This window comes from Lysobacter sp. A378, from assembly GCF_054052125.1.
Window position 1 is genome coordinate 95371 of record NZ_JBSVRK010000005.1, and the last position, 17807, is coordinate 113177.

The following is a 17807-nucleotide window of genomic DNA, read 5'->3' on the forward strand; positions in this document are numbered from 1 at the left end:
CGGTAGAATCGAGTGTCCTTCCAGCCGTGCCCTCCCGTTAATGTCCAATACCGACGATTTCAAGCAAGCCGCCCTCGACTACCACAGCCAGCACCCGCCCGGGAAGATCAAGGTCACCCCGACCAAGGCGATGGTGACCCAGCGTGACCTGGCGCTGGCGTACTCGCCCGGGGTGGCCTATGCCTGCGAGGCAATCGTCGACGACCCCAACACCGCCCGCGACTACACCGCGCGCGGCAACCTGGTGGCGGTGATCACCAACGGCACCGCGGTGCTGGGCCTGGGCGACATCGGCCCGCTCGCCGGTAAACCGGTAATGGAAGGCAAGGGCATCCTGTTCCAGAAGTTCGCCGGCATCGACGTGTTCGACATCGAGCTGGACGAGCGCGACCCCGACAAGCTGGTCGACATCATCGCGGCGATGGAGCCGACCTTCGGCGGCATCAACCTGGAGGACATCAAGGCGCCGGAGTGCTTCATCGTCGAGCGCAAGCTGCGCGAGCGGATGAAGATCCCGGTGTTCCACGACGACCAGCACGGCACCGCGATCATCGTCGGCGCGGCGGTGTTCAACGCCCTGGAAGTGGTCGGCAAGAAAATCGAGGACGTGCGCATCGCCACCACCGGCGTCGGCGCGGCGGGCATCGCCTGCCTGGACATGCTGGTCGCGATGGGCGCACGGCGCGAGAACATCTTCGCCTTCGACCGCGATGGCGTGCTCTACCGCGACCGTCCCGGGCTGGACCCGGAGAAGGCGCGCTACGCCCGCGATACCGACAAGCGCGAGCTGGCCGAGATCGTGGCTGGCGCGGACGTGTTCCTGGGATTGTCCGCCGGCGGCATCCTGAAGCCGGAAATGGTCGTGACCATGGCCGAGCAGCCGATCATCCTGGCGCTGGCCAACCCGTACCCCGAGATCCTGCCCGACGCCGCCAAGGCCGTGCGCCCCGACGCGATCCTCGCCACCGGCCGCTCCGACTATCCCAACCAGGTCAACAACGCGGTCTGCTTCCCGTACATCTTCCGCGGCGCGCTGGATGTCGGCGCAACCGTGATCAACGAGGAAATGAAGCTCGCCTGCGTGCATGCGATCGCCCAGCTGGCGCGGATGGAAGCCGGCGACCTGGCTTCGGCCTACGGCGGCGACGTGCCGACCTTCGGCCCGGAATACCTGATCCCGCGCCCGTTCGACCCGCGCCTGATGGTGATGGTGTCGTCCGCCGTGGCGCGTGCGGCGATGGCGTCCGGCGTGGCCACCCGCCCGATCGAGGACATGGCGGCCTACGAGGAGAAGCTCGGCCAGTTTGTCCACCGCACCGGCCTGCTGATGAAGCCGGTCTACGACCGCGCCCGCAGCGACCGCAAGCGCGTGGTCTATGCCGAAGGTGAGGAAGAAGTCGTGTTGCGCGCGGTGCAGACGGTGATCGACGAAGGCCTGGCCACACCGATCCTGGTCGGCCGCCCGGAAGTGATCCAGACCCGCATCGACCGGCTCGGACTGCGCATGCGACAGGGCGTGGATTTCGAGCTGACCAACATTCACGACGACCCGCGCTTCCACGACTATTGGCAGCAGTACCACGCCCTGACCGAGCGCCGCGGCGTCACCATCGAGGCGGCCAAGAGCCTGATCCGCTCGCGTCCGAGCCTGATCGCGGCCTTGATGGTGGAGCGGGGCGAGGCAGACGCGATGATCTGCGGCATCGTCGGGCGCTTCCACAAGAAGCTTGGCTACCTGCGCAGCATCTTCGACTTCGATCGCGGCATTGCCGGCACCGCCGCGATGACCGGGGTGATCAACGACGCCGGCGCGTGGTTCTTCCTCGACACCCACGTCCAGCTTGACCCCAGCGCCGAGCAGATCGCCGAGGCAACCCTGCAGGCGACCTACCGGCTGAAGCTGTTCGGGGTGGAGCCGAAGGTGGCGCTGCTGTCGCATTCCAACTACGGCAGCCACGACAACCCGTCGGCGGCGAAGATGCGCAAGGTGCGCGAGCTGCTCAAGGCACGCCAGCCCAAACTCGAGGTCGACGGCGAGATGATGGGCGACACCGCATGGAACGAGGCGTTGCGCAAGCGCATCTTCCCCAACACCACTCTGAGCGGACGCGCGAACCTGTTCGTGCTGCCGAACCTGGACGCGGCCAACATCACCTACAACATGTTCCGGGTCGCCACCGATGGCGTGGCGATTGGCCCGATCCTGATGGGGTTGGACAAACCGGCCCACATCCTGACCTCGGATGCGACGTCACGCCGGGTGATCAACATGACCGCGATTGCGGCGGTCGACGCCCAGATCCGCGCCAGCCGTGGCGGATAGGTAGGCGCGCCGCCATCGCGGCGGCGCGGTAGAATGACGGCATAGATCCCACTTGATTATGAGGCGCGGCCAAGGGGTCGCGAGGCGCATGACCCAGACCTACGAGAGCCCGCTCAACGAGCTGCTGCAGAACGATCCGGACCCCACCGAGACCAAGGAGTGGGTCGAGTCGGTCGAGGCGGTAATCCAGCGCGACGGTACCGACCGCGCGCACCAGTTGCTGGAGCGCATGGTCGAAGTCTCGCGCCGCGCCGGTGCGCACCTGCCGTTTGACCCGACCACCGAGTACATCAACACCATCCCGACCCAACTGGAGGCCAAGAGCCCCGGTGATGCGGCGATGGAGTGGAAAATCCGCTCGATCATCCGCTGGAACGCAATGGCGATGGTGGTGCGGGCCAACCGCAAGCCCGGCGACCTGGGCGGCCACATCGCCACCTTCGGCTCCTCGGCGACGCTGTATGACGTCGGTTTCAACCACTTCTGGCGCGCGCCGAGCGAAGACCATCCGGGTGACCTGCTGTTCATCCAGGGCCACGGCTCGCCGGGCATCTACGCGCGCTCGTTCCTGGAAGGCCGCTTCAGTGAAGACCAGCTCGACAACTTCCGCATGGAAGTCGACGGCCGCGGCATCAGCTCCTATCCGCACCCGTGGCTGATGCCGGACTACTGGCAGACCCCGACCGTGTCGATGGGCCTGGGCCCGATCAGCGCGATCTACCAGGCGCGCAACTTCAAGTACCTGGAAGGCCGCGGCCTGATGCCCAAGACCGACCGCAAGGTCTGGTGCTTCCTCGGCGACGGCGAGACCGACGAGCCCGAATCGCTCGGCGCGATTTCGGTCGCTGGCCGCGAGGGCCTGGACAACCTGATCTTCGTCGTCAACTGCAACCTGCAGCGCCTGGACGGCCCGGTGCGCGGCAACGGCAAGATCATCCAGGAGCTGGAAGGCAACTTCCGCGGCGCCGGCTGGAACGTCATCAAGAACATCTGGGGCAGCTACTGGGACCCGTTGTTGGCCCGCGACACCAGCGGCAAGTTGCGCCAGCTGATGATGGAAACCGTCGACGGCGAATACCAGAACTGCAAGGCCTTCGGCGGCGCGTACACCCGCGAGCATTTCTTCGGCAAGTACCCGGAGACCGCGCAGCTGGTCGCCAACCTCAGCGACGAGGACGTCTGGCGCCTCAACCGTGGCGGCCACGACCCGCACAAGGTCTACGCCTCCTACCACCAGGCGGTGAACACCAAGGGCATGCCGACCGTGATCCTGGCCAAGACGGTCAAGGGCTACGGCATGGGCGTGGCCGGCGAGTCGCTCAACCCGGCCCACGGCACCAAGAAGATGGACGACGACGACGTGCGCGCGTTCCGCGACCGCTTCGCCATCCCGGTGACCGACGACCAGCTCAAGGACGGCGCGGTGCCGTTCTACCACCCCGGCAAGGACTCGCCGGAGATCGAATACCTGCTCGAGCGCCGCAAGTCCCTCGGCGGCTTCCTCCCGCAGCGCCGTCGCAAGGCCACGCAGCAATTTGAAGTGCCGCCGCTGGCGACCTACGAGCGCTTGCTCAAGTCCACCGGCGAGCGCGAGATCAGCACCACGATGGCGTTCGTGCAGATGCTCAACATCTCGTTGCGCGACAAGCAGGTCGGCCCGCGGCTGGTGCCGATCGTCGCCGACGAGGCGCGCACCTTCGGCATGGAAGGCCTGTTCCGCCAGATCGGCATCTACGCCCCGTTCGGCCAGAAGTACAAGCCGGTCGACCGCGACCAGCTGATGTACTACCGCGAGGACACCGCCGGCCAGGTGCTGCAGGAAGGCATCACCGAGGCCGGGGCGTTCGCCTCCTGGCTCGCCTGCGCTACCAGCTACAGCAGCAACGACCTCGCCCTGCTGCCGTTCTACATCTACTACTCGATGTTTGGTTTCCAGCGCGTCGGCGACGCCGCCTGGCAGGCCGGCGACATGCGCGCGCGTGGCTTCCTGCTCGGTGCCACCGCCGGCCGCACCACCCTCAACGGCGAAGGCCTGCAGCACGAGGACGGCCACAGCATGGTGCAGGCCGGGCTGATCCCGAACTGCCGCAGCTACGACCCGACCTTCAGCTATGAAGTGGTGACCATCATCCAGCACGGCATGCAGCGCATGCTCGCCGAGCAGCATGACGAGTACTACTACGTCACCCTGATGAACGAGAACTACGTCCACCCGGCCATGCCCGAAGGCAGCGCCGAAGGGATCATCAAGGGCATGTACCTGTTCCAGGATGCCGGCAAGCCGAAGAAGGACCAGCTGCGCGTGCAGTTGCTGGGTAGCGGCACCATCCTGCGCGAAGTCATCGCCGCGGCCGAACTGCTGGAGAAGGACTTCGGCGTGATCGCCGACATCTGGTCCTGCCCCAGCTTCAACGAACTCGCCCGCGACGGTGCCGACGTCGAGCGCCAAAACCGCTTCCACCCCGAAGCCAAGACCCCACGTAAGGCGCACATCACCGGCCTGCTGGAAGGCCGCCAGGGCCCGGCGATCGCCGCGACCGACTACATCCGCACCTACGCCGAACAGGTCCGCGCCTACGTCCCGATGCACTACACGGTACTGGGCACCGACGGCTTCGGCCGCAGCGACACCCGCGCCAACCTGCGCCGGCACTTCGAGGTTGACCGCTACTACGTCGCCCATGCAGCGATCGCGGCGTTGGCAGCGGAAGGGAAGATGACCGCGAAGGATGTGGCAAGAGCGATCAAGACGTACAAGATCGATGCGGAGAAGCCGAACCCGTTGGGGGTTTGAGGCGGGTTATTAGGAATTATAAAGGCGGCCGATGGCCGCCTTTTTCTTTAGTGTTTTGAATGGCGCTGTCGACCCGAAGCGGGCTGTCACATCGTAGGATAGGATGGTCGCTCAGGCGGTGGCGGGTCGCCGTTTCTGCTCGTGCGGCGTGAGGAATCTGCCAAGAACACTTCGGGCAATTGTCGCCTATGGGTTCGGTGAGCCAAGTAGCCGCTGCGAGGACGACACAACGTAATCGGTAAAACTGTCGAGTTGTGATTTTGGACTAAAAGATCCAGAATTCGTTTGCGTCTACACCAGAAACCTCAGCGGGGCGGCGGATGAAGTTGATAAGTTACCGAGTAACTAATTTTCGCTCGGTGAAAGATAGCGGTGATATTGCAGCTGATGATGTTACCGCGCTGATCGGTGTCAACGAGTCCGGAAAGACGAACTTGTTGCTACCGCTTTGGAAGCTTAATCCCGCCCGTGAAGGAGAGCTGCAGCCGACATCGGACTACCCCAAGACGATGTTCGCTGATGTGCGTGCCAATCCAGAAATATTTCGCTTCATCACTGCCGACTTCGATGCCAGCTCGATCAGCGTAAGCCTGTCGGAGCTCACGACGTTAGATGCTGCGCAGATGGATGTCGTGCGTGTTGGCAGATACTTCGATGGAGAGTACGACGTCTCATTCCCGCAGTATGTGCCCAAGACAACTGTTGTTGCTTCAGATATCAAGAGTGAGTTGACCGCCTTAGCCTCAGTAGTTGAACAAGCAGATGCGCTCAAGAGCGAGGAGTCCCTGAAGGCAACGATTATCGAAGCTGTTCAGGCTTTGTCTGACTCCATTAGCCAAGACTGCGCGGCACACGATGTCGATGCCATCATCGAATCGCTGAAGAGGTGCCTTCCAGACCCGCCGGCCAAGACATCGGCGATCGTTCCTCGCGCACAGCAGACAATCGAAGTTCTGAGGAGATGGTTGTCGCAGCTCAGGTTGCCGGCGCCCGAGGACATCGACGGGGTGCGAAATCTGGTCTTGAAAGAGCTTCCGAAGTTTGTCTACTACTCCAACTACGGGAACTTGGACTCCGAAATTTATCTCCCGCATGTGGTCCAGAACCTCGAGCGAAAGGACTTAGGTGCCAAGGAAGCAGCGAAGGCGCGAACCCTCCGTGTGTTGTTCAGCTTCGTTCGCCTCCTGCCCAAGGAGATCCTTGAGCTTGGTCGAGACTTCAAAGACCCGAGCAATCAAAATCGCCAGCCCACACCGGACGAGATTGCCAATATCGCTGAGCGCAAGCGAGAGCGCTCTATTCTTTTGCAGTCCGCTGGCACAACTTTGACCAAGGAGTTCAAGTCTTGGTGGAAGCAAGGAAACTACCGTTTCCGCTTTGAAGCAGACGGTGATCACTTCCGCATTTGGGTATCAGATGACCGCCGCCCAGAAGAAGTTGAGCTTGAAAATCGTAGTACGGGACTGCAATGGTTTCTGAGCTTCTACCTCGTGTTCTTGGTCGAAAGCCAGGGCGACCATGATGGCGCTATTCTTCTACTTGATGAGCCAGGGCTATCTCTTCATCCCTTGGCGCAGCGTGATCTATCAGGCTTCTTCGATGGTTTGGCCAAGACCAACCAGATTCTGTACACGACCCACTCGCCCTTTCTGGTCGACCCCGACCGATTGGATCGGGTCCGGAAAGTCTATATCGCAGCGGACGGTTCGACCGAGTCGTCGCCCAATCTGCGGCAATCGGGTGCGGACCAAGCGCAGGCTGGTGCGGCATATGCCGTGTACTCGGCGCTCAATTTGAACGTCGCCGAGAGTCTGCTTCTGGGCTGTCTTCCTGTCGTTGTGGAGGGGGCCTCCGATCAGCACTATCTGACGATGATCAAGGCACTTCTAATCGGCGCCGGAAAGATCACACCTCGTCGCGAATTAGTGTTCCCTCCCGCCGGAGGAACGAAGACGCTTAGAATAACGGCGGGAATCTTGACTGGGCGGGACGAGACGCTTCCGGTCGTTCTTCTGGATGGTGATCAGATGGGCGCTAGGATGGCGGTAGAGCTGAAGAGTAGTCTTTACAAGGGCGAGGAAGCGAAAGTTCTCTCAACAAATGAATTCGTCAGCTTCGATGGGTCCGAGGTAGAGGATCTGATTCCCCACCAGCGCTTCGTGGAGGCTGTGGACCGCGTGTTCCGAGCTCCGGAGCAGCAGTTTTCGGAAGTAGCGGTGATAGGTAAGTCCATCGTGCCGCAGGTTGAAGCGTGGTCTAAACGTGAAGGCACGGAACTCACACTTGGTTGGAAAGTAGAAGTTGCTAAGCGCGTAAAAGCAACATTGCTATCCAGGGGAATCGGTGACGTCGAAAACGATCTGATCGAGCGATGGGTGCAGCTCTTCAATCGGTTCGATCCTTCTTCTGATTGAGGTTCACTTCTCTCGACGATTTTGACGTTATGCATGGATTGCCGTGAGGCGGTGGTGCTCCCATCTCACCTAGAGCGGCCCGTGGTGCCTACGCACTCGGTGTATTTGCGTCATGGGATGTCCTAGACGTCTTCCTCAAGACTCTGCCCATGCTCGCGCAACCAATCACGGGCGCGATCCATGGAGGGCAGTTGCGCGCGCACGACGTTCCAGAAGCGGGGCGTATGGTTCGCTTCGATCAGGTGCGCCAGCTCGTGCACGATCACGTAGTCGATAGCGAACATCGGCGCCTTGATCAGCCGCCAGTTGAAGTTGAGGTTGTTGCTCGGCGTGCACGAGCCCCAACGAAAGCGACTGTCACTGATCTTGGCCTGTTCGTAGCTGACGCCAAGGTTTTTGGCGTGCAGCTTCACACGCGGAAGGATCTTCTGCTGCGCGCGCTCCATGTACCACTGCCGCAACACCCGCTTGCGTTCGCTGGCGCGTGAGCGCGGGATCAAGAATTGTCCAGCGAAGTGAACGGCGTCATCGGACGCATCCACCAGCTCGATGCGGTAGGCACGGCCCAAGTACAAGACGGACTCGCCGTTCACCAGTTCCTTGCCGGGTGCGTGCGGCAAAGGTTGGTATTTCTGTGCATCGTTGAGTTTTTCGAACAGCCACTGGCGCTTGCTGTCCACCAGTTGCCGCAGTTTGTCCTCCGGCACGCCAGCGGGTGCGTGCACCACCACCGTTCGATCGCGCTCCACCGTGATGGTGACGTTCTTGCGCTTGGCCGAACGGCGGATTTCGTAGCTCAGGTCCATCGCATCACGCCGCGTGCAAAATGGTGTCGTTCTTGGCTTCGGCCAGCTCCATCACACGGCTGATGATTGCCTCGCGTTTCCTCACCAGCTCGGGCACGTTCGCAAACTGCGGTGCCAGCAGAACCCGTTGCAACTCGGCCTTGAGCTTGTTGCGCGCCGGAATGCTCTCCCAGAAACCGGTCAGCTTCAGCTCACGCTCCACCGCGTTGTAGACCTGCTGGGTCAGGTCCACCAGTACGGCAATGCGTTCGTCAGGCTTGCCGGCGTAGTCCGAGTGCTGATCCATGGTGGTTTTCAGTTCACTCTGGAACAGCCGGAAGAACGGCATCTGCTTCTTGCGGTTCAGCCCGTAGGTCGGCTCATTGCCGGCGTCCTTGATGCGCTGACGCAGCTTTTCCAGCTCATCAAAGATCTTCTGCCAGTTGTCCTTGAACTCCTGGAAGATCGACGCCAGCGCCTCGGCAAACGAGGCCTGTAGATCCGGGTCGTCATCCAGCTCGACATCAAGATGATGGCGAATGGCGTGCTCCACCTCAGCGGCCTTGGTCTTGCTGCGCTTGTGTTCCTTGACGTCCTTCTCGAAATCCTCGTCCAGGATGGAAATGGGCGCGACCTTGGTGTCGATGCCCTTTGAGACAAGGTGTGCATCCGCGATGGCGCGCAGCTTGGGCGGAATGCCCTTCATGCTCAGGCGGGCATCGCGGAAGTGCTTGCCGGCAAGGATGTTGACCTCGGTGAGCGCCTGATAATCCGGCATGTAAGCCAGCGCTTCCTTGGCCGGAAACAAGGTGTTCAGTGCACGGGTGAACTTCTTGAACGCCAGCATGAAGGCGAAGCGGATGTTCTCGTCGTAGAACACGTCGAAGCACGCGTCGAGGTCGGTCAGGTCGGTCAGGCCGTGCTTTTTCAGCAGCGCCATGATCTCGGCATGGGCGGCCTGAAGCTCGCGCAGTTCCCGCTCGGGAAAGCTCAGGCTGCCGGTGATTTCCTTCTGCTCGCGCTCGTCGTAGTTGTCCAGCGCCTTTTTCAGGTGATGGCCCACGCCGACGTAATCGACGATGAAGCCCTTGTCCTTGGCCGCGCCGCCCACGCGGTTCACACGCGCGATGGTCTGCAAAAGGTTGTGCGCCACAACCACCTTGTCCAGGTACATCACCTGCTCCACCGGCGCATCGAAGCCGGTCAGCAACATGTTGTTGACGATCAGGATGCCGACCTTGCCGTCCACGCCTTCATCGGTCGTATCGAAGGCCAGCTTGAAGCGCTTGATGCTGGTCTCGTGGCGGCGACTGTCGCCGTAGGCCTTCAGGTGCGGCAGGTCGTTGTGGCCGGAGGAGATGACCACGTCGGTCTCCAACGCCTTGAGCGTGGCCAGGTCCAGCCCGTAGGGGTTGCTCTGCTCAAGCCGTGCCACAGCCGCTGCCAGCGCCGCGTCGACGTGCTGCTTGTAACGCACCGCCGCCTCGCGTGAGGTGGCTACCACCTGTGCCTTGTAGCCGTTGGGGAACACGTGGGTGAGGTAGTGCGCAACCATGTCCGCGGCTTTGGCGGCAATGGTGGGCTCGGCCTCCAGATAGGCCTGGCGCGAGCCGTAGCCGAGGATTTCCAGCCGCTCGTCCAGCCTGTAATCGCTGAACACGTCCTGGAAGGTCGTGTCCATCGCCTTGGCGTCGTCCAGCTCGGCGTTGTGGGTGCGGCCCTCGTAGACGATTTCCAGGGTCACGCCGTCGGCGATGGACTGGCGCATGGTGTACTTGTCGATGTAATCGCCGAACACGCGCTCAGTCTTGTCGATGGGCGTGCCGGTGTAGCCGATCTTCGAGGCGTTGGGGATGGCGCGGTCCAGGTTCGCCGCCAGCAGCTTGTACTGGGAGCGGTGCGCCTCATCGGTCAGCACCAGAATGTGCGGGCTGGTGTTGAGTTCGGGGAAGCTCGCTTCCAGATCCGCCTCGCGGAACTTGTGGATCATCGCCATCACCAGATCCGATGACGTGGACGTCAGTAGTTCCTTCAGCTTCTTGATGCTGTCGGCCACCTTCACCGTAAAGCCGATCGCCTGGCTGGTTTCGGTGAGTTGCTGCTCCAGTTGGGTACGGTCGGTGACGAACACCACCTTCCAGTGCGCCAGCTGCGTATGGCGATAAAGCTCGCGCACCATAAACATCATGGTCAGGGACTTTCCCGAGCCCTGCGTGTGCCAGATAATGCCGCTGCGCTGACGCGGGGTTTTGCCATCCAGCAACCGTTTGACTGCCAGCTTCACCGCTCGGAACTGCTGGTAGCGGCCGACGATTTTGATGGTCTGCCCACGGCCGCTCACGGAAAACAGGGTGAAGGTGCGGATCAGGTCCAGCAGGTTCTGCCTGTCCAGCATGCCCGCCACCAGTCGCTGCTGGTCGTTGGGGCTGCCGGCGCCGTGGTCCAGGTCTTCCACTGTGCGCGGGTAGGGGTCAGCCCAGCGGTAGAAGTATTTTTCGGTGTGGGTGGAGATGGTGCCGAACTTGGCCTGTTGGCGGCAGGTGGCGATGATGAACTGGTTGTACCAGAACAGTTGTGCATGGCCTTCGCCCTTTGCGCCGCGCTGCTCGCTGTAACGCAGCATCTGGTCGATGGCGCTGGCCAGCGCGTCGTTGACCTTGGGCGACTTGCACTCCACCAGCACCACCGGCAGGCCGTTCAGGAACAGCACGATGTCCGGCAGGATGTGACGTTCGGTGCCCGGTACGCGCAGCTTGAACTGGCACACGGCAGTGAAGTCGTTCTTGGCCGAGTTGCCGAAGTCGATGAAGCGCACTGTCGGGCTGCTCTCGCCGGTTTCCCGGTTCTCGGCCACGCTGGTGCCTTCCAGCAGCAGGTGCAGCAGGTGCTGGTTGTTCTTCATCAGGTCGTTGCCGGGGAAGCTGGCGGTCAGTTGCTTCACCACGTCGTCGATCTGGTCCTCCGCCAGCCAGGGGTTGATCACCTTGAGCTGCGTCTGCAGGCGCGGCTCAAGCACTACCTCAGTGAAGCTGGTGCGCCCGGTGTGCGCCGGCGTCTGCTGCTTGTCGGTGAGGTCTAGGATGTTCCAGCCCAGGCCCGCCAACTGATCAAGCAAGGGCTTTTCGACGTGGTTACGCTCGTCGAGCCTGATATGGGCGGGCGTGGACTTGGTGCTCATGCGCTTTCAGCCTCGGTGTCGTCTTCGCCAAGTTGCCGCTCCAGTGCTTGCCGGACCAGGCCCATCACATAGGGCAGATCGGCTTCACTCTCCAATCCCACTTCCACACATCCGTTGCCCCAGCGGCCCAGGTCCGTCACGTCAATACACAGCTTGCGCGGGTCGTCGATGTCGCTGAACGCCATGTTGAGCGACAGGCGCAGCCGTTTGGCTTGCGGGACGACATCCACGAAGTTCGTCTCCGCCTTGTACGCCACATAGAGCTTCAGAAACTCTTCGTGTACACATTCGTCCAGCGCGAGGACTTGTGTGCGGAAGTGTTCGAACAGCGCGCGCACGGGGCCGGCAGCAAGATTCGGGTGGTCGACGATCGTGTACGCGGGCGCACTTTTTGCGGTTTTTTCGTGATAGCTGTCCAACACGTCGTCGGCAAGCCTGGGCGCATCCCAGATTCCGATGGCGCGTTCGGCCAGGCGGGATGCCCGTTTGATGATTTCCTGCTCGTTCCAGTCCGCGCAGCTGCCCAAGCCTTCATTGAGCTTGAGCGGGCTCTGCGCAAAGCCGCCTTCCATGTCGCGTTTTTCGGCGAAGGGCCGGTCGCTGTATTCCGAGTTGTAGCCGGTCAGCGTGAGGTTGCCCAAAGTGTGCAGATACTGCTCTTGCACCCGCGCCCAGTCCTCGCCCAGGGATTGCTGCCAGGCGGCGCTCAGGTTGGCGTTCTGCGGCATGATGTGTTCGATGGTGTAGTCCTGCACCATCACGCGTTCCTTGCGCCCGAAGTTTTCGAAGCGGCGCAACCAATAGCTGCGACGATTGAACTTGTACAGGTTGCGGATCTGCAATTGCCGGCGGAACTCGTCATCGCCGGGGAAGCGTCGATACGAGGGCAGCAGCATGAAAGCGGCCTTGACGCTTTCCAGATAGCGGCTCTTGTCCAGCTTGCGGCAGAAGGTGGCAAAGGTCTGGCGCAGTGAGTTGGTGGGTACATCACAGATCGCACGGCGGAACACGTAACTTTCGACCAGCTGCAGCGTGTTGACGAACGCGTCCTTGCCTAGCCGCGCCTGCGTGTAGTCGTGGTACACCTCCATCAGCATGGGGTAGCAGACATCCGCACGCAGTTCGCGGATGTCCTGAAACGCGGTGGCAAGCTCCGCGTCTTTCTCGTTGCCCAATGCCATGCGGCAGTAGTAGCCGGCAAACTGCAGCAGCGCGGCCAGCAGCGGTTCGTCCTGCTGGTCGCGCGAGTAGAGCTTGAATTCGTTGTAAACATCATCCCTGCGGATGCGGTGGTTGCCGGTGTGGATGACCAGGAAGAACCGCATGAACTCGTCGAATTGCTTGTTGTAGTTCTCCGCGCCAAACAGCGTTTCCATCGGGCGCCAATAGTCTTCGTACAGGCGCGTCTGAAGTTCGTGCGGCAGGCCCATCAGCACGTAGTTGCGGATCAGGTCGGCCTGGGTCAGCGCCTTGCCGGTGGAGTTCATGCTCTCGAAGATCATCTGCGGGTTGTCGATGCCCTGTTGCAGGCGGACATCTACGATCATCAGCTTGCCGATGCCGGCATAGACAACGCCCAGATCGGCATCGGCAATCTTGCGCGTGAAGAACTCGAAGTTCTCCACGATGCGGTGGGAGGCATTGTCCGGCACCGCCTTGCCGTCTAGCAGGGCAATCAACGTGTCCTTGTCGGTCTTGGTCAGCAGCATCTTGTAGCGCTGTTCGCCCTTGCCGTAGCGGTTCATCAGGAAGTAATCCTCGACTTCCGCCGCCGATACCGGCGTGTCCAGCCCTTCGGCCTGCAAGCGCTGCTTCAGCGCCAGCAACAGCAGGGTAAGGGTGGTGATGCGTTGCTGGCCGTCGATGACCAGCCAGCGGGAGATGGCGGCGCTGGTGTCCTGCTCGGGGATGTACACCGCCGAGCCGATGAAGTGGCTGTCCAGTTCCGCGTGGCCGCCCACGCGCAGGATGTCGTTCCACAGCTGTTCGCAATGCACGGTTTCCCAGCTGTAGGTGCGCTGGAAGATGGGGATGATGAACTGCTTGGCACCCTGCAGCAGTTGGGTGAACTGGAGGTCCTGGGCTTTCATGCGGTGGCGTCCTCGGCGGGTTGCAGCAAGGGTGTGACGCGGACCTTGCCGGTGAGCAGGTCTTGCATCAGGGCGGTCTTGAGGTGGTGCAGCTTGGTCAAAGAAACGCTGTGGTCAGCAACAGCTGCGTCCATTAGTTCGATTCGGCTGTAGACACGGGCAAATTCAGAGCTGTCGGTGGGCCACGGAACCTGGAAGTTCCGGACCTGCTGGTAGTTCAGACCTTCTCGATTTCCCCCGGCATTCATTAGAGCAATCTGGTGTTGCCCGATGTGTGACTTCAGGATTGCGGTCAGGAACCCCGTCCGGGCCTGATCCACGTCTCGTAGTCGAATGGTGCAAACGTGTTGATTTACGTTCGCACGCGCTCCAACATTTGGCATCGGGCAGCAGCGCCCGATAGACGCTCCGGTGATGTTTAACAGGACATCATTCTCAAACACTTCACTCCGCATCATCGAATGATGGATGTGGCTCGGAATGTATGCCACGTCATCGAGCCGCAAGCCATCGAAATGCACGTTCTGGCTCCGAATGAAGAGTACGCCGTCGGCGGTATAGACGCTTTCTCCGCCTGTAGGCGTGACTCCGCTGCCAACTCGGGAAACGAGATCGTCAATATGCTTCACTTCCCACTCCACCGGGATGCGGCCGAGGGGGGAGTCCTTGAAGGCGTGGGTGGCTTCGGAGCGCAGTTGGCCGTGTTCGTCGATGCCGCAGGTGAGCAGGTCCTGCATCAGGCCGGTCTTGATGCGCTGTTGCTTGGCGATCAGTGCCTCGGTCTGCGCCATCGCCCGATCCACCGTGGACAGCACTTCCGCGATCTTGGATTGTTCGGGCTTTGGCAAGCGCGGCACGGTGAAGCTGCTGAAGAACGATGCAGGCACACGTTGCTGGCCCGCCGAACCTGTCATCGATGCCGCAGCTTTTCGCCGCAGCAAAAGATCTATTGACCACTGGAAAATAAATCCCGCATCGGCATCATCCTTCGCGCGGAGAACATGAAACTCCGTAGATGCAAAGCCGATGCCACCCACGAGGCCGGTCGCATGACAACCTTTCCCGTTCTCTGTGCAAGGTGTGATTTTTGCGAACAGCACGTCGCCGCCATTGAAGCACGTGTAACCACTACGGACTTCACAGTAAGGCCGCGTTTGCCTGTGAACCCAGCGTCCGGATTCGGAGACATCACTCATCGGAATGAACGTGACGAGTTCGTCGCCCGTCGCATGCACGGCAGCGCGCTTCGGATTTACGTCCGCGAGCACCGAGAGCGCGACATCAATCAACATAGCCAAGCCCCGCCAACATTCCATCCAGCGCCTTTAACGTCTCGCCTCGCGCGGCTTCAAGCTCACGGCTCGACACCGCGTACTTGTCCCACAGGTTCTCCACGCTGGAGATCAGCGCGCGCTTCTCGGCGTTGAGGTAGCGGGTGAGTTCGGCGCGGGCCAGATTGTCGATCTTCTTCAGGATCAACGTGCGCGCTTCCTCGGCAGTGAGTTGCCCGCCAATGGCGGTGAGCAGCGCGTGGGTGCGGGCGATGCGCGCTTGCAGCGCTTCTCTGTCGCCGGCCAGTTTGGCGGCCTGCTTGAGGTCGGCCAGCTTGTCCGCGTCCAGTTTGGACATGCGCTGCTGGATCTGCACGATCTGCGCTTGCTGCTCAGCTTTGAAGGCCTCGCCGCCGCTGCGCTTGAGTGCCAGCTTTTCGGTCAGGTCCGCGCGCTTGGCCTTGTGCCTGGTTTTGACGTCCTTGATGCGGGTTTCGATGCCCTTGATGGCCTTGTCCTGCGCTTTCAACGCCGCGCGTTCCTTGTCGGCGCTGGCACCGGCGGTATTGGCCAGATCGTCGATCAGCGCCTTCAATGCTTTCTTGATGACGGCAGCGGTGGCCTTTTCGTCGACTTCCGGTTCCCACCCGGCCACTTCCACGGCCGTCTCCACCGCCTCTTCCAGCTCGGCCTGCGCTTCGGCTAACTTCGCTTCCAGCGCATCGATGGCGTCGGCGTCTTTCTGAAAGAATTCGGCAATCAGGTAGGCATCGGGAATCAAGCTGTGGTGCCAGCCGCTGGCGATGATGGTCTTGATGTCGTAGCGGATCTGCTGCCACCAGTTGACGAACACGCCGGCGCTCTTGAACTCGTCCAGCACGCCCAGCGGAATGAGCTTGTCCTTCAGCGAGGCAATCAACTCGCGGCGGATCTCCGGCGTCTTGCGGCCGCCGTTGCCTGCGTTCTCCAGTTCGGCAAAGTCGCCGCTGGCCTGCTGCCACCAGTCGGCCAGCGCGCTCTGGTGGCGGGCAAGCGTTTGAGTGAGCGCGGCATCGGCTTCCAGTGCGCGCTTGATGGCGGGCTTGTCCTGGATGCTTTCGACAAAGGTCTGGTAGCCCATGCGTTCGCTGCGGAACAGGTGCGCCGGCGTGATGCCGAACTGGCCAAACTGCGGGCCAAGGGCGTCGATCTCCGCCTGCGGGATGCCGCCGATCAGGTGCGCTTGCACGTCTTCGGGTTCAGGGTCCGGCGTGTTGTCCACGTAGCGGCGGATGTTGAGGTTTGCGTCGTGCTGATCGAGGATTTCGGTCTTGCCGACCAGACGCGAGTACTTGGGCAGTTCACGCTTGTGGGTGAACACGAAGTCGATCTTCTCGATGTCTTCCGGGCGCAGTTTGTTCTGTGCCTTGCCCTCGCCGTACTCGCGGTCGGCGTTGATGAACAGGATCTTGTCGCGCAGGTCGTCAGGCTTCTGCTTGTTGCATACCAGCACGCAGGCGGGGATGCCGGTGCCGTAGAACAGGCCCGGCGGCAGGCTGATGATGGCTTCGATGCAGTCGTCGTTGAGGAACAGCTCGCGGATCAGCTTTTCCTTGCCGCCGCGGAACAGCACGCCGTGCGGCATGACGGTGGCCATGCGGCCGTTGGGCTTCAGGCTGGCCAGCATGTGTTGCACGAACATCAGGTCGGCCTTCTTGCCGGTTTCCGGACACCACTCGCGGAAGCGGCTGGGGAACTTGACGCTGGCGCGGCTGTAGTTCTGCGAGAACGGCGGGTTGGCCAGCACGCGGTCGAATTGGCGTATGCGGCCGTCTTCCAGAATCTGTGGGTCTTCCAGCGTGTCGCCGTTTTCGATGGTGAAGCGGGTGATGTTGTGGAGGATCATGTTCATGTTGCAGATCGACCACACGGTGCCGTTGGAATCCTGCCCGTAGAGCGCAAGGTCGTTGGCGTCCTGGCCCTGTTCCTCCACGTACTGGTGGGCCTGGATCAGGAAGCCGCCGGAGCCGACCGTGGGGTCGTAGATGGTTTGCCCGGCGGCGGGCTTGGTGATCTGCACCAGCAGGCGCACCACTTCGGCTGGTGTGTAGAACTCGCCACCTTTCTTGCCGGCGCTGTCGGCGAAGTACTTGATCAGATATTCGTAGGCCGCGCCCAACAGGTCGGGGAACTCGAAACGGTCATTGACCAGCGGGCCGAAGGCGTTGAAGTGGTCGAGCAGGTCCTTCCACTTCTGGTCGGCGATCCTGGTCTTGCCTTTGACTTCGTTGAAGTTGATGTTGCTCTTGAGCACGCCGGCCAGCGAGTCGTTGTTGTCTTCCAGCGCGGCGATGGCCTTGTTGAGCATCGCGCCGATGTCGTGCTTGAGGTCTTTCAGCGCCGGAACGGTATCGCCGTTTTCATCCAGCCAGGTTTCGTTCCAGCGGGCGCGCACCGGCACGTAGAAGGTTTCGCCGTAGCTGGTCTGGTCCTCCAGCAGCTCCGCCAGCAGCTCGGGCTGGTCTTTCAAGTGAGCGAAATCGTGCGTGCGCAGGCGCTGGCGTTTGGTGTCGAACTCGTCGGAGAGGCGCTTCAGGAACAGCAGGCCGAAGATGAACTCCTTGAACTCGGAGGCATCCATCTTGCCGCGCAGGATGTCGGCTGCCCCCATCAGGAAGGATTCGAGCTGCGACAGGGTGACTTTATCGGGGGTCAAAGCGGGGTTCCTTTGAGGCACAGGGCGTGGCCCTGGCGGCGTTTATGTGGTGTGTAGGGATAAGTGCGTAAGCGAATTGGCTGGTTGTCACAGCCCCGCGATTCGTGGCATCAACCGGCTGTCGTCTCCAGAATGCGCCGCAGCAGCACCGCGCGCAGGTCGCGGCGCGCACCCAGCCAGAATTTCATGCTGCACCCCGAGGAGAGCGGCTCCGTTCCCGAGAGCGTTTTGAAGTGGGCCGGCGGTGCGGATACTTG

8 protein-coding genes are annotated in these 17807 nt (G+C 61.6%); 3 read left to right on the plus strand and 5 right to left on the minus strand.

Translation table 11 applies throughout. The annotated features are described in order from the left end of the window. Window positions 1–40: 40 nt before the first annotated feature. The 3 genes from ACW7G1_RS14510 to ACW7G1_RS14520 all read left to right on the plus strand — a co-directional run bounded on the left by ACW7G1_RS14510 (window position 41) and on the right by ACW7G1_RS14520 (window position 7531). Window positions 41–2323 carry an NADP-dependent malic enzyme gene (locus ACW7G1_RS14510; RefSeq protein WP_456980470.1) on the plus strand — a complete coding sequence of 761 codons (2283 nt, stop codon included), beginning with the start codon at window positions 41–43 and terminating at the stop codon, window positions 2321–2323. An 88-nt stretch (window positions 2324–2411) separates the two neighbouring features. Beyond that, the gene (aceE, locus tag ACW7G1_RS14515; protein ID WP_456980471.1) at window positions 2412–5117 is read left to right on the plus strand and encodes a pyruvate dehydrogenase (acetyl-transferring), homodimeric type; all 2706 of its coding nucleotides are present in this window, start codon (window positions 2412–2414) and stop codon (window positions 5115–5117) included. Window positions 5118–5437: 320 nt separating this feature from the next. Next, entirely contained in the window at window positions 5438–7531 is a 2094-nt protein-coding gene (locus tag ACW7G1_RS14520; RefSeq protein ID WP_456980472.1) for an AAA family ATPase, read from the plus strand. A gap of 122 nt (window positions 7532–7653) precedes the next feature. On the opposite strand, the gene ACW7G1_RS14525 is transcribed toward ACW7G1_RS14520, so the two are convergent. The 5 genes from ACW7G1_RS14525 to ACW7G1_RS14545 are packed head-to-tail and all read right to left on the minus strand — an operon-like array spanning window position 7654 to window position 17550. Continuing rightward, a complete protein-coding gene (locus tag ACW7G1_RS14525; protein WP_456980473.1) occupies window positions 7654–8337 on the minus strand; it encodes a M48 family metallopeptidase in 684 nt (227 codons plus the stop codon). Between the two features lie 4 nt (window positions 8338–8341). Next, the gene (locus tag ACW7G1_RS14530; protein WP_456980474.1) at window positions 8342–11494 is read right to left on the minus strand and encodes a type I restriction endonuclease subunit R; all 3153 of its coding nucleotides are present in this window, start codon (window positions 11492–11494) and stop codon (window positions 8342–8344) included. Further along, the gene (locus tag ACW7G1_RS14535) at window positions 11491–13584 is read right to left on the minus strand and encodes a GmrSD restriction endonuclease domain-containing protein (protein ID WP_456980475.1); all 2094 of its coding nucleotides are present in this window, start codon (window positions 13582–13584) and stop codon (window positions 11491–11493) included. The genes ACW7G1_RS14530 and ACW7G1_RS14535 overlap by 4 nt, the downstream gene beginning before the upstream one ends. Further along, the gene (locus tag ACW7G1_RS14540; protein ID WP_456980476.1) at window positions 13581–14876 is read right to left on the minus strand and encodes a restriction endonuclease subunit S; all 1296 of its coding nucleotides are present in this window, start codon (window positions 14874–14876) and stop codon (window positions 13581–13583) included. Before ACW7G1_RS14540 ends, ACW7G1_RS14535 begins: the two co-directional genes overlap by 4 nt. Further along, entirely contained in the window at window positions 14866–17550 is a 2685-nt protein-coding gene (locus ACW7G1_RS14545) for an N-6 DNA methylase (RefSeq protein WP_456980477.1), read from the minus strand. Before ACW7G1_RS14545 ends, ACW7G1_RS14540 begins: the two co-directional genes overlap by 11 nt. Window positions 17551–17807: the final 257 nt, after the last annotated feature.

Bases quoted from the DNA above. Each gene is read 5' to 3' on its own strand.
- ACW7G1_RS14510 (WP_456980470.1), top strand. From the start codon at position 41: ATGTCCAATACCGACGATTTCAAGCAAGCCGCCCTCGACTACCACAGC.
- aceE (WP_456980471.1), top strand. From the start codon at position 2,412: ATGACCCAGACCTACGAGAGCCCGCTCAACGAGCTGCTGCAGAACGAT.
- ACW7G1_RS14520 (WP_456980472.1), top strand. From the start codon at position 5,438: ATGAAGTTGATAAGTTACCGAGTAACTAATTTTCGCTCGGTGAAAGAT.
- ACW7G1_RS14525 (WP_456980473.1), bottom strand. From the start codon at position 8,337: ATGGACCTGAGCTACGAAATCCGCCGTTCGGCCAAGCGCAAGAACGTC.
- ACW7G1_RS14530 (WP_456980474.1), bottom strand. From the start codon at position 11,494: ATGAGCACCAAGTCCACGCCCGCCCATATCAGGCTCGACGAGCGTAAC.
- ACW7G1_RS14535 (WP_456980475.1), bottom strand. From the start codon at position 13,584: ATGAAAGCCCAGGACCTCCAGTTCACCCAACTGCTGCAGGGTGCCAAG.
- ACW7G1_RS14540 (WP_456980476.1), bottom strand. From the start codon at position 14,876: ATGTTGATTGATGTCGCGCTCTCGGTGCTCGCGGACGTAAATCCGAAG.